This is a genomic window from Pseudomonas sp. C9, assembly GCF_002000165.1.
Classification (GTDB): Bacteria; Pseudomonadota; Gammaproteobacteria; order Pseudomonadales; family Pseudomonadaceae; genus Aquipseudomonas.
Genome location: NZ_MPAK01000001.1, coordinates 194,062 through 206,867 on the forward strand (window position 1 = coordinate 194,062; position 12,806 = coordinate 206,867).

Below are 12,806 nucleotides of genomic sequence, written 5' to 3' on the forward strand. Positions count from 1 at the left end.
GTGGTTCTCCTGTCGCGCGCGAACTCCCAGCCCTCACCCTATCTCAAATCACGAAACGCGCCACCATGGCATTCAAGTCCACCGCCAGACGCGACAGCTCATGGGTAGCGGCGCTGGTCTGGTTGGCGCCGGCGGCAGACTGAGTGGCCAGGTCACGGATGTTCACCAGGTTGCGGTCGACTTCACGGGACACCTGCGCCTGCTCTTCCGAAGCGCTGGCGATCACCAGATTGCGTTCGTTGATCAAATGGATCGACTGAGTGATCTGCTCCAGTGCGATGCCGGCGGCGCGGGCCATTTCCAGAGTGCTTTGGGTGCGCTGGTTGCTTTGCTGCATCGACGAGACAGCTTCGCCGGTGCCGTTCTGAATGCCGGCGACCATTTTTTCGATCTCCTGAGTCGACTGCGCGGTGCGATGAGCCAGCGCCCGCACTTCGTCCGCGACCACGGCAAAACCCCGTCCGGCTTCACCGGCACGGGCAGCTTCGATGGCGGCATTGAGCGCCAGCAGGTTGGTTTGTTCGGCGATGGCGCGGATCACGTCCAGCACTTTGCCGATGTCACGGCCCTGCGCGGCCAGGCCTTCGATCATCAGCGAAGTGTTTTGCACGTCATGGGTCATGGTCTGGATCGCGTCGACGGTTTCCACCACCCGGTCGCGCCCTTCGCGGGCTGCCTGGGTCGACTGGCTTGACGCTTCGGACGTGGACACGGCGTTGCGCGCCACTTCTTCCACGGCGGCGGTCATTTCGTTGACGGCCGTGGCGGCTTGTTCGATTTCGTTGTTTTGCTGTTGCAGTCCGCGCGAAGCTTCTTGCGTCACGGTGCTCAGTTCTTCGGCAGCGGCACCCAATTGCGTGGCCGAACCGGCAATCTGTTCGATGGTTTTGCGCAGGTTGGCCTGCATCGTGGCCAAGGCACCGAGCAACCGCGCCGGTTCGTCGTTGCCGTCAATGTCGATAACTTTGGTCAGGTTGCCACCGGCGATGGTTTCGGCCGCCTGCACGGCGCGGTTCAGCGGGGTAACGATGCTGCGGGTCAGCAACCAGGCCAGCAACACCGTCAATACTGCTGCCATGACCGAGACGGCGACGATTCCGGTGATGGCGCTGCTGTAGTGTTCGCCCGCCTCGACACCCGCCGACTTGGCGTAGCCGTTGTTGAGGGCCACCAGTTTGTTCAACTGCTCGCCCATCTGGTCGGTTCCGTCCTTGATCCGCGTATTGATCAGGGTACGCATCTCGTCGAGCTGGTTCTGGCGCGACAGCTCCATCATCTGGTTTTGCGCTTGCAGGTAGCCGTCCAGTGTTGTCATGAATGTCTTGTACAACGCCGCTTCTTCCGGCGGGGCAGGCAACGCTGCGTAACTGGCTTGGGCACTGTGCAATTTGTCGATGAGCACACCGATGCGTGTTTGCGCTTCCTGCAACGCGGCCGGTTCGCGGTTGGTCAGCACACGGAAAGAAAGGATGCGCAGTCGCAGGACGTTCTCGGTCATGTTGCCCAGGAAACCGACGCTGGGCAGCTGCGTGCTTTCCATATCAATGGAAGCCTGGCGGATGATCGACATGCGGTTGACGGCAAACACGCCCAGCACGATGACGAGCAAGGCAATAAAGGAGAAACCCAGGAAAGCTCGAGGCGCGATGTTCAGATTACGCAGTGACATAGGATGATTCTCGGAAGATTGAGGCTACGAGCGTCCATGCCGTGATCGCTGACTGGCGGGCGTTGGCGCGCACCTTGTCAGCTTGGCGCCACTGTCGAATCTGGTGTGTGAGCGTCTATTGTGGGTATCGGCTGAAGATGAGGATTTTTGCGGGGATTGGAGAAATATATTTCGGGGGGCGAATGTTTCAACGGTGAAACACAATCACCTGTAGCAGCTGCCGGAGGCTGCGTTCGACTGCGAAGCGGTCGCGCTGTTCAAATCCTGCGACGGCTGCGCAGTTCGGACGCAGCCTCGCAGGCTCGACAGCTGCTACGAGCGTTGCGGCGGCGAAGCGGTCGCGCTGTTCAAATCCTGCGACTGCTGCGCAGTCGGACGCAGCCTCGCAGGCTCGACAGCTGCTACGAGCGTTGCGGCGGCGAAGCGGTCGCGCTGTTTAGATCCTGCGACTGCTGTGCAGTTCGGACGCAGCCTCGCAGGCTCGACAGCGGCTACGAGCGTTGCGTCAGGCTTTGGCGATCCGCCAGACCCGGGCGATGTCACTGGCTCGATCCTGCAACAACCGAGGTGCCTCGGCGCACGCCTGTTCCAGCGTCATCGGCCCGCTCGCCAAGGCAAACGCGGCATCGATGCCATGTTCGTACAACGCCTGATACCCCTCACCCAAGGTGCCTGCGATCACGATCACCGGCACGCCCTGCTCCCGGGCAACGCGCGCCACGCCAAACGGCGTCTTGCCACGCAAGGTCTGGGCATCGAAGCGTCCTTCGCCGGTAATCACCATATCGGCACCTTTAACGGCCTCGGCCAACCCGACCAACTCGGCGACCACTTCCACCCCGGCTTTAAATTGCGCACCGAGGAAGGCCTTGGCAGCAAACCCCAAGCCACCTGCCGCGCCGCTGCCGGGTTCATCCTTGACGTCGTGACCCAGCACATCGGCGCACAGATCGGCGAAGTGCCCAAGCGCGCTGTCCAGTTGCTGCACCTGCTCGGGCGATGCACCTTTTTGCGGGCCGAAAATCGCTGATGCGCCGTGAGGGCCACACAAGGGGTTGTTGACGTCAGCGGCAATGTCGAAGCGCACCCCGCTCAGACGCGAATCCATGTCGCTCAGATCAATGCGATCCAGTTGCGTCAACGCCAAGCCGCCCGGCGCCAGGGGCTGCCCCTGCGCATCCAGCAACTTCACACCCAGCGCCTGCATCGCCCCGGCGCCGCCGTCGTTGGTGGCACTGCCGCCAATCGCCAGAATCACCCGCTGGGCCCCGGCATCGAGCGCCGCACGAATCAATTCACCGGTGCCGAACGTGCTGCTGGTGCACGCGTCACGCTGGCCTGGCGGGACCAGTTGCAGGCCGCTGGCTTCAGCCATTTCGATGATTGCGGTGTGGTTCTTCGGCAGCCAACCCCATGCGGCGTCGACCATCGCCCCGAGCGGCCCCCGTACATTCGTGCGGCGCAATTCGCCTTCGCACGCGGCCAGAATCGACTCGACCGTCCCCTCCCCGCCGTCAGCCATCGGGCACTTGATCAATTGCGCGTCTGGCCAGACCTCTGCCAGCCCCAGCGCAATGGCGTCGGCCACACCTTGGGCACTGAGGCTGTCCTTGAACGAATCGGGGGCGATGACGATTTTCATGCGAGTTCTCCAGTTCCAATGCGCTCCATGCTGCCAGTCGGCAGAAACAATAACGCCAGTCCGTTGCACAAGTGGCCATGGCGTTTATTGTTCATTTCCACAAAACCCACACAGTCACCGTAGCAGCTGCCGAGCCTGCGAGGCTGCGTTCGGCGGCGAAGCCGTCGTGAAATCATGCGCTGCGGTGTGTCAGGTAAATCATGCTTACCGGTTTTACGACTGCTGCGCAGCCGAACGCAGCCTCGCAGGCTCGGCAGCTGCTACAGGGTTTGTGTTAGGTCAGTCGGTTTGGGGCAGAAGCTGCACGCCGAGATAGAGCGCAAGCATGCCGTCCAGCTTGAGCGGATCAACGCCGCTCAACTCGGCGATTCGCTCCATTCGATAGCGCAAGCTGTTGCGATGAATGCCCAGTGCATCGGCACAGGCCTGGCTTTGGCCATCGTGATCACACCAACTGCGCAACGTCGCGAGCAACTGGCCGTTGCTGTCCTTGGCGATGACTTTGCGCAACGGCTTGAGCAACTCATCCAGTGCGTCGTCGTTACGATGGCGCCAGAGCATCACCGGCAATCGATAACGGGTCAGCGTCAGCAAACGTGATCGCGGCAATACATCTCGCCCATACGCCAGCAAGTCGCCGACCCGCCGGTAGCAGCGCCGCAACCCCGACAAGCCATCGGCCTGCCCGCCCACGGCGATGCGCAGAATGTTCCAGCCCAGGCCATCGAGCTTTTCCAGCAACCGATCATTCTCAATGGTTTGCGCGGCCGGTCGGCACCACAGCAACGACGACTTGGCTGAACTGACGCACCAACTGTCCGGGTAACGCGTGCTCAGCCAGGCACTCAGCGCTTCAACGGTTTGCGCCGGGCCGTGCTCCATACCCAACTCAAACAGGTAAGGCACCCGGGTCATTTGCGGTTTGAGCCCCAATTGCTGTGCTTCATCCAGCAACCGAGGTGAGTCCCCCGCCTCGCTCAGCAACAATGCCAGCAGATCATCGCAACGCTGACGCCGCCATTGCTGCTCGGCCTGCTGATTGCGCTGGCCCACGAGCATTTCCGCGGTCATTCGCACCAGTTCGGCATAGGTGCGCAGCGCCTCGGGTTCGCCGGTAATGCCGAGCACACCAATCAAGCGCCCATCGAGCAACAGCGGCAGGTTGATGCCCGGCTGCACGCCCTTGAGATGAATCGCGGTTTGCGCGTCGATTTCCACCACCCGACCATTGGCCAGCACCAGTTGCGCGCCTTCGTGGCGGGTGTTGATGCGTTCGGGTTCGCCGCTGCCAAGAATCAATCCCTGGCTGTCCATGACGTTGACGTTGTACGGCAGGATGGCCATTGCCCGGTCGACGATGTCCTGGGCCAGGTCGTGATCGAGTTCGAACATAACGGGGATCCTTGAAAACGGGGTGGGACGGGTTGTTCACCCGCACAGGCCTTGGTCGCAAACCCTGTGCTCAGGCACAAAGACAACAACCCGGGGCGTGACCGAGACTCACTGGGCGATCAACGTTACCCTTGCATCGCAAAAAATCATAATAAAGAGAGAGCCGCCATGTCACAGAGCGCCGCCGCTACCCAGGCCATCGTTGACGAAAAAAACGCCGTCTACAAACGCATTACCTTGCGTTTGATCCCCTTCATTTTCATCTGCTACCTGTTCAACTACCTCGACCGGGTGAACGTTGGATTTGCCAAACTGCAGATGCTCGACGCGCTGAAATTCAGCGAAACCGTGTACGGCCTCGGTGCCGGTATTTTCTTTATCGGCTACGTGCTGTGCGGCGTGCCAAGCAACCTGGCCCTGACCAAGTTTGGCCCACGGCGCTGGATCGCGTTGATGATGATCGTCTGGGGCACGCTCTCGACGTGCCTGCTGTTCGTCACCACCCCGACCGAGTTCTACACCTTGCGCCTGTTCACCGGCGCGGCCGAAGCCGGGTTCTTCCCGGGCGTGGTGCTTTACCTCTCGCAGTGGTTCCCGACCTTCCGCCGTGGCCGCATCATGGCGCTGTTCATGTCGGCGATCCCGGTGTCCGGCCTGCTCGGCAGCCCGTTCTCTGGCTGGATCCTCAATCACTTTGGTGCAGGCCAGGGCGGCTTGGCCGGCTGGCAGTGGATGTTTCTGCTGCAAGGCATTCCGACCATCATCCTCGGCGCCCTCGCCTATTTCCTGTTGAGCGACAGCTACGCCAACGCCAAATGGCTGACCCCGTTTGAGCGCTCGGTGCTGGAAGCGGATCACGCTGAAGACCTGGCCAACAAACCGAAAACCACCACCGATTCGTTGTCGGCGGTGTTCAAGAACCCGGCGATCTGGGCGTTCGGCTTGATTTACTTCTGCATTCAGAGCGGTGTCTACGCGATCAACTTCTGGCTGCCGTCGATCATCAAGAACCTGGGCTTCAGCGACAACATGGTGATTGGCTGGCTGAGCGCGATTCCGTACCTGTTGGCCGCCGTTTTCATGCTGATGGTCGGTCGCTCGGCGGATTTGCGCAAAGAACGCCGCTGGCACTTGGTGGTGCCGATGCTGATGGGTGCGGTCGGCCTGCTGATCGCGGTTAACTTTGCGACGACGCCGGCCATTGCGATTCTCGGCCTGACCATCGCCACCATGGGCGCCCTCACCGGCCTGCCGATGTTCTGGCCGGTGCCAACGGCGCTGCTGAGCGCGGGTGCTGCAGCGGGTGGCTTGGCGTTGATCAACTCGATGGGACAAATGGCCGGTTTCCTCAGTCCGTACCTCGTGGGTTGGGTCAAGGACAGCACCGGTTCGACCGATGCGGCGTTGTACCTGCTGGCAGGCGTGATCGTGTGCGGCAGCTTGCTGGCGCTGCGCATGACGCGCACGTTGCGGGTGTAAGCCTGTTCTACACCAATAAAAAACGGCCCTTTCGGCTAATGCCGATGAATTTGCAGTAACGCAATTTGTAGCAGCTGGCGCAGCCTGCGTTCGGCTGCGAAGCAGTCGTAAAACCGGAACATGTGGTCTTCCTGAAACACCGCATAGTCTGATTTCACGACTGCTGCGCAGCCGAACGCAGGCTGCGCCAGCTGCTACAGATCGCGTAGTGGCTTAACTAATCGGTGTTAGACATGGGGGTCGACGTTGTCGAGCATCTGGTTCACCGCCAGTTCGCCCAGCATGACCGAGTTTTGAATGCCCAGCAGGGTGTGGCGCTGTGTGCCGTTCAATTGCCCGGCGAAATCACTCAACATGACACTCGCTGACGCCAACGTCTCGCAGGCATTGACCAGCAGGGTTTCGTGATCGGTGTTGGAGCCTACGAAGTAGATCGTGCTGGGTTTGCGTGGGGTGTCTTTGGGGATGACCGGTTTGAGGTAGTAATCGAGGGCGCGGTCGGCGGCGGTGTTGAGTTTTTTGGGATTGGTGGATTCGTACGGGGAAACGTCGTCGATTTCGGTGTCGGCTTCTGGTGGGTTGGGTGTGATCTTGAACATAGATGAATCTCCAGATATTTAAAGTGGAGCCATCGCCCTCGCTACCAAACGAAGGTGGCGGCCATACGGAGGTTGGTAGACCGGTTATCTGGCAACCCGGCGCGCCCGGAAGCGCCCTACGCATGGCCACCATATAAACAGAGGACGATAAAAAGTCCCTGTATTAGGTGCGCTATGCGCCGGATAACCGGGCTACCAAACCCGATCGCTGTTTTTCAGCGACGAGCAAACGATAGAGCCCAGGCCCAAGGCGCACAAGCCGGCGGATTCTGGCGCAGTCGTAGGTAACGGCGCAAGGCTATGTAGCCTCCAGCCCCATCCCTCCCGACCGTTTAAACATGTCTGTTTATTGCCGCCAATTCCCTGTGGGAGCGAGCTTGCTCGCGATGAGGCCGGGTCAGTCGACATCCATGCTGAATGATCAACCGCCATCGCGAGCAAGCTCGCTCCCACAGGGTTCTCCATTGAGCTGATATTCCGATTGCTCCCGACGACGGTTCTGGTATTTGATTGAGGCCTTTCTCCCACCGGTAAAAGGATTTCCTCATGAGCTATCGCACGCTGGGTCATTCGGGTTTGCAGGTCTCTACCCTCACCCTGGGCACCATGATGTTCGGCGAACAGACCAACACCGAAGATTCCCTGCGGATCATCGATAAGGCCTGGGACCAGGGCATCAATTTCATCGACACTGCGGACGTTTACACGGGCGGACGTTCGGAAGAAATCGTCGGCGAAGCGATTGCCGGCAATCGGCATGAATGGGTGCTGGCGACCAAGGTCGGCTTCGGCCCGGTGGACGGTGTGCCGAACCGCAGCGGCTTGAGCCGCAAGCACCTGTTCAATGGCATCGATGCCAGCCTGACGCGTTTGGGCACCGACTATCTCGACATCTATTACCTGCACCGCGAAGACCACAACACGCCGCTGGAAGTGACGGTGTCAGCGATGGGCGATCTGATTCGCCAGGGCAAGGTTCGTCATTGGGGTTTGTCCAACTACCGTGGCTGGCGCATTGCCGAGGTGATCCGTGTGGCCGATCAACTGGGCGTCGACCGGCCGGTGATCAGCCAGCCGTTGTACAACATCGTCAACCGCCAGGTGGAAACCGAGCAGATGACCGCCGCGCAAAACTACGGGCTGGGGGTGGTGCCTTACAGCCCGTTGGCGCGGGGGGTGCTCAGCGGCAAATACGCGCCAGACGTCAAACCAGACGCCAACAGCCGCGCCGGGCGTGCGGACAAACGCATCCTGGAAACTGAGTGGCGGGTTGAGTCGTTGCGCATTGCCCAGCAGATTCAGCAGTACACCCAGGAACGTGGCGTGGGGATTGTCGAATTTGCGATCGCCTGGGTGTTGAACAACAGTGCGGTGACGTCGGCCATCGTTGGGCCCCGTACTGAAGAACAATGGGACGCCTACACCAAAGCGCAAGCGGTGAAGATTACGGCTGAGGATGAGGCGTTTATTGATTCGCTGGTGGTGCCTGGGCATTCGTCGACACCGGGGTTCAATGATGTGAGCCACTTCGTGTCGGGCCGTAAACCGCGCAATACCTGACGAAACACAATCCACTGTAGGAGCATGGCTTGCCCGCGATGGCATCGACGCGGTCTAACTGACGCACCGTGTTGCCTGCATCGCGGGCAAGCCATGCTCCTACGGTTGATAGGTGTTGATCGGTAGATCAGTGTTTAGATTGAAAACCACGTATCCTCTGCGCCCCGTTTCACGTTCAACCTCGCGAGGGCAGTTTGTCTAAAGGTATCGCTTTATCGGTCACAGCCTCGGTGCTGTTTGCCGTCATGTATTACTACACCTCGTTGCTCACGCCCCTGAGTGGCGTGGAAATTTTTGGCTGGCGGATGCTGCTGACCGTGCCGTGCATGACCGTATTCATGGTGGTGTCCGGTGAATGGAAGCATGTGGTCGGGATTGCTCGGCGCGTCAAAGCGAATCCGAAACTGGCTGCCGGCCTGATCGCCTCCTCGGCCCTGCTCGCGGTGCAACTCTGGCTGTTTATGTGGGCGCCGCTCAACGGCTACAGCCTTGACGTATCGCTGGGTTATTTCCTGCTGCCGCTGACCATGGTGCTGACCGGGCGGATCGCCTACGGTGAACGCCTCTCCTACCTACAAAAAATCGCCGTGTTTTTTGCCTGCCTAGGGGTGGCGAACGAGGTGTATCAAGTCGGTGGCTTTTCCTGGGCGACGTTGCTGGTGTGTATCGGCTATCCGACCTATTTTGTCGTGCGTAAACGCCTGGCAACGGACAACCTGGGCGGGTTATGGCTGGACATGGCGCTGACGCTGCCGGTGGCTTTCTGGTTCGTGCAGAGTGGTGAACAGGGCTTTGGTGTGTTCGATCAACATCCGTGGCTGTCACTGTTGATCCCGATTCTCGGGGTGATCAGCGCTTCAGCATTGGTGGTTTACATCATCGCCAGCCGCTTGTTGCCGTTCAGTCTTTTCGGGCTGTTGAGTTATGTCGAGCCGGTGCTGTTGCTGGGCGTGGCGCTGTTACTCGGAGAAAGCATCAAGCCTGGAGAATGGCTGACGTACATTCCGATCTGGATGGCGGTCGTGGTGCTGGTGTTTGAAGGGTTCAAGCATCTGATGCGACAGCGCCGCAAACCGATGTAACTGAAATGAAAAAGCCCGATCAATTGATCGGGCTTTTTTACATCTACTGCGGTTTAGTCGGTGGACAGCACGCCACGACGAACCTGGTCACGCTCGATCGATTCAAACAATGCCTTGAAGTTGCCTTCGCCGAAACCATCGTCGCCTTTACGCTGGATGAATTCGAAGAACACCGGGCCCATCAGGGTTTCCGAGAAGATCTGCAGCAGCAGTCGCTTGTCGCCCGACTCCGACGAACCATCCAGCAAAATACCCCGCGCTTGCAGTTCGTTGACGGGTTCGCCGTGGTTCGGCAAACGGCCTTCGAGCATTTCGTAGTAGGTTTCCGGCGGCGCGGTCATGAAGCGCATGCCGATGCTTTTCAGGTGGTCCCACGTCTTGATCAGGTCCTCGCTGAGGAAGGCCACGTGCTGGATGCCTTCACCGTTGAACTGCATCAGGAATTCTTCGATCTGCCCGGCGCCCTTGGACGATTCTTCGTTCAGCGGGATGCGGATCATGCCGTCCGGCGCGGTCATGGCCTTGGAAGTCAGGCCGGTGTATTCGCCCTTGATGTCGAAGTAGCGAATTTCACGGAAGTTAAACAGCTTCTCGTAGAAGTTCGCCCAGTACGCCATGCGACCGCGATACACGTTGTGAGTCAGGTGGTCGATGATTTTCAGGCCGGCGCCGACCGGGTTACGGTCCACGCCTTCGATGAACACGAAGTCGATGTCATAGATCGAGCTGCCTTCACCAAAACGGTCGATCAGGTACAGCGGTGCACCGCCAATACCTTTGATCGCCGGCAGGTGCAGTTCCATCGGGCCGGTTTCGATGTGGATCGGCTGGGCGCCGAGTTCCAGCGCACGCTTGTAGGCCTTTTGCGAATCCTTGACGCGGAACGCCATGCCGCACACCGACGGGCCGTGTTCGGCCGCGAAGTACGAAGCGACGCTGTTGGGTTCGTTGTTGAGGATCAGGTTGATTGCGCCCTGACGATACAGGTGCACGTCTTTGGAGCGGTGGGTCGCGACCTTGGTGAAGCCCATGATCTGGAAGATCGGCTCCAGGGTGTTTGGGGTCGGCGATGCGAATTCGATGAACTCAAAGCCCATCAGGCCCATTGGGTTTTCGTATAAATCTGCCATTTTGGCGCCTCATCATGCTTTTAGAATTAACAAATGTTAGTTGCTAGCAATGCTGAGACCAGCGGGTGGCGCACAGGAGATGCCCCGCACGCTGCGGGCGAGGAAGTCACCGTAGATCAATTGAAACCCGAAACTCTTCATTGTCGACCCAAGGCTCTGGCGGGCAAGGCTTCTGCTGCCAGAAGACGTTTATTATTGTATGCGTAAACCGATTCTACACAGCGTAAATCGGTTTGTCCGCCTTCTGTATCAAATCCCCTTTTTCCCTACTCGTGCAAGGGGTTTGTTGCAGAGGAAAATCCCCAACAGGATCAGCCCTCCTCCCAGGCACATCGCCCACGTCAACGGCTCGCCCAGCAGCAGCGCTCCAAGGATGACAGCGGTCAGCGGGTTCAAGGCAATGAACACGCCAGCGCGCGTCGCGCCAATCTGACGGATGCCGTCGTAATACCCGATGTAGGCCAGCGCCGAGCCCAATACGCCGAGGTACATCAGGCTCAGCCATTGTTGCGGGCCGAGGCTCTGGAGCGCGCCGAGACTCAATTGGCCACCCGCAGCACTCGTCACCCACAGCATCACCGTCCCCAGCAGGATCGAATAGGTCACGGTCTGCACCGGCCCCAAGGACTGATTCAGGCCTTTGGAAAACAGCGAGTAAATGCCCCAGCCGAGCACGCAGCCGAAAATCAACAGGTCACCGATCCAGGCATCGGCATGACCGGCCAGCCACTGCGGATTGCGGCTGACAATCACCACACTGGCGCCGCCAATACAGATGACGATGCCGGCGACTTTCGCCCGACCCAATCGCTCCTTGAACAGCAACCACGAAGCCAGGCCGATCACAGCCGGGTTCAGCGCGACGATTAATGAGGCGCGCGAGGCATTGATGTAATGCAACCCGTAAAAGAAGCACAGGTTGTAGAAGAAGATCCCGAAGAACCCCAGCAGCGCCAGTTGCAGCCATTGCCGTGAGCTCGGCCGGGATAAAGGAATTCGGGCCAGCAGCAGAAACAGCAACAATGCTGCGCTGGCCAGCAAGAACCGAAGGCTGGCGGCGAACAACGGGTTGAGGCTGTCGGCCAGGAAACGCCCCGCAACGAATGTCCCACCCCAGATCATGGTGACGGCAGCAAGTTTCCAATAAACCGCGCTTTGGGATGGCGCTGTTTGCACAAAGGTCGTCATGAGAGAACAAAACCGGACTGAAGTAGATGCCGTATCATCAGACTAATGATCGATCATCGTAAAATGAGTAAACACTCATGACACTCAGTCAACTTGAAATCTTTTCGCTGGTTGCTGAACTGCGCGGCTTTACGGCGGCCGCCAATCGCCTGGGTATCTCCCAATCGGCGGTTTCTCATGCACTGAAGTCGCTGGAACAAGAGTTGGGCGTCGAACTGATGCGGCGTCATCAGTCCCAGGTGGAGTTGAGCGACATCGGCCAACAGCTTTTGCTGCGCGCCAGGGCAATGCTCGGCTTGGCCAATACCTTGCGCCAGGAAGCCGCGGATGCGCGCGGGATGAAACGCGGCACGTTGCGCATCGGCTCGTTTGGCCCGACCTCGTCGATCAAGCTGCTGCCGTTGATCCTGCAGCATTACCGCGCGGCTCACCCGGGCATCGAAGTCCACATAGACGAAGGCCCAGACCGCCAAGTGTTGCAATGGCTTGAGGAGCGACGCGTCGATATCGGTTTTGTGGTGTTGCCGCAGGAGCGTTTTGACACCTTTGCACTGATTGAGGACCAGATGGTTGCTCTGCTTCCCGCCAATCATGCGTTGGCAAGTCATGACGCTTTAAGCCTGAGCGACTTGTGCCACGACCCGTTCGTACTGACGGAAGCCGGGTCGTCGGAACTGGTGTCACGGATGTTCAACGCCGCCCGGCTGACACCGAACATCCGTTACCGCTGCTCACAATTGATCAGTACGCTGGACACGGTCAGTCGTGGCGATGCACTGACCGTCGTCGCTGAAGGCTCGCTACCTGAAGACAACAACTGTCGCTATGTTAAGAAACCGCTGTCGCCCCCCGTCATGCGCCATGTCGGGCTGGCGGTGCTTGATCAGCGCCAGTCTTCACCCGCCACGCTGGCGTTTATCAAACTGGCCACGCGCCTGAACGCCCGTTGAGCAGCACAAGCGTCAAGGGCCAACTATCATGGCCTCTACCTGCACTCTTTTTGGGAGGCGTGTTGTCGTCCTGCCAGCATTTGAGAGCCCTGATTCTTCGTGAGAGGTTTCGCGA

Annotated in this window: 10 protein-coding genes; 4 read left to right on the forward strand and 6 right to left on the reverse strand. The window is 59.3% G+C overall.

The annotated features are described in order from the left end of the window. Positions 1-43: 43 nt before the first annotated feature. From BMS17_RS00830 to BMS17_RS00840, 3 genes are all read right to left on the reverse strand, one after another. Positions 44-1,669 carry a methyl-accepting chemotaxis protein gene (locus BMS17_RS00830; RefSeq protein ID WP_077430211.1) on the reverse strand — a complete coding sequence of 542 codons (1,626 nt, stop codon included), beginning with the start codon at positions 1,667-1,669 and terminating at the stop codon, positions 44-46. A gap of 505 nt (positions 1,670-2,174) precedes the next feature. Further along, positions 2,175-3,311: a glycerate kinase gene (locus tag BMS17_RS00835; RefSeq protein WP_046027360.1), complete on the reverse strand. Its 1,137-nt coding sequence runs from the start codon at positions 3,309-3,311 to the stop codon at positions 2,175-2,177. A gap of 279 nt (positions 3,312-3,590) precedes the next feature. Then, the gene (locus BMS17_RS00840) at positions 3,591-4,703 is read right to left on the reverse strand and encodes a sugar diacid recognition domain-containing protein (RefSeq protein WP_046027361.1); all 1,113 of its coding nucleotides are present in this window, start codon (positions 4,701-4,703) and stop codon (positions 3,591-3,593) included. Positions 4,704-4,871: 168 nt separating this feature from the next. On the opposite strand from BMS17_RS00840, the gene BMS17_RS00845 reads away from it, so the two are divergent. Next, complete coding sequence (locus BMS17_RS00845; protein WP_077430212.1) at positions 4,872-6,182, forward strand: MFS transporter; 1,311 nt, start codon at positions 4,872-4,874, stop codon at positions 6,180-6,182. Between the two features lie 227 nt (positions 6,183-6,409). On the opposite strand, the gene BMS17_RS00850 is transcribed toward BMS17_RS00845, so the two are convergent. Further along, entirely contained in the window at positions 6,410-6,781 is a 372-nt protein-coding gene (locus BMS17_RS00850) for a DUF6124 family protein (protein ID WP_046027363.1), read from the reverse strand. Positions 6,782-7,327: 546 nt separating this feature from the next. On the opposite strand from BMS17_RS00850, the gene BMS17_RS00855 reads away from it, so the two are divergent. Both BMS17_RS00855 and rarD read left to right on the forward strand, forming a co-directional pair. Then, positions 7,328-8,341 (forward strand): aldo/keto reductase, encoded by a 1,014-nt coding sequence (locus BMS17_RS00855; RefSeq protein WP_046027364.1) that lies wholly within the window; start codon positions 7,328-7,330, stop codon positions 8,339-8,341. Between the two features lie 194 nt (positions 8,342-8,535). Then, entirely contained in the window at positions 8,536-9,423 is an 888-nt protein-coding gene (gene rarD, locus BMS17_RS00860) for an EamA family transporter RarD (protein WP_046027365.1), read from the forward strand. A gap of 53 nt (positions 9,424-9,476) precedes the next feature. On the opposite strand, the gene hppD is transcribed toward rarD, so the two are convergent. Both hppD and BMS17_RS00870 read right to left on the reverse strand, forming a co-directional pair. Next, positions 9,477-10,553 (reverse strand): 4-hydroxyphenylpyruvate dioxygenase, encoded by a 1,077-nt coding sequence (gene hppD / locus BMS17_RS00865; protein ID WP_046027366.1) that lies wholly within the window; start codon positions 10,551-10,553, stop codon positions 9,477-9,479. Between the two features lie 249 nt (positions 10,554-10,802). Beyond that, on the reverse strand, positions 10,803-11,741 hold the full coding sequence (locus tag BMS17_RS00870) for a DMT family transporter (protein ID WP_077430213.1): 939 nt from the start codon (positions 11,739-11,741) through the stop codon (positions 10,803-10,805). Positions 11,742-11,818: 77 nt separating this feature from the next. Here BMS17_RS00870 and BMS17_RS00875 point away from each other — a divergent pair, with 77 nt between their 5' ends. Further along, entirely contained in the window at positions 11,819-12,691 is an 873-nt protein-coding gene (locus BMS17_RS00875; protein ID WP_077430214.1) for a LysR family transcriptional regulator, read from the forward strand. Positions 12,692-12,806 lie beyond the last annotated feature (115 nt).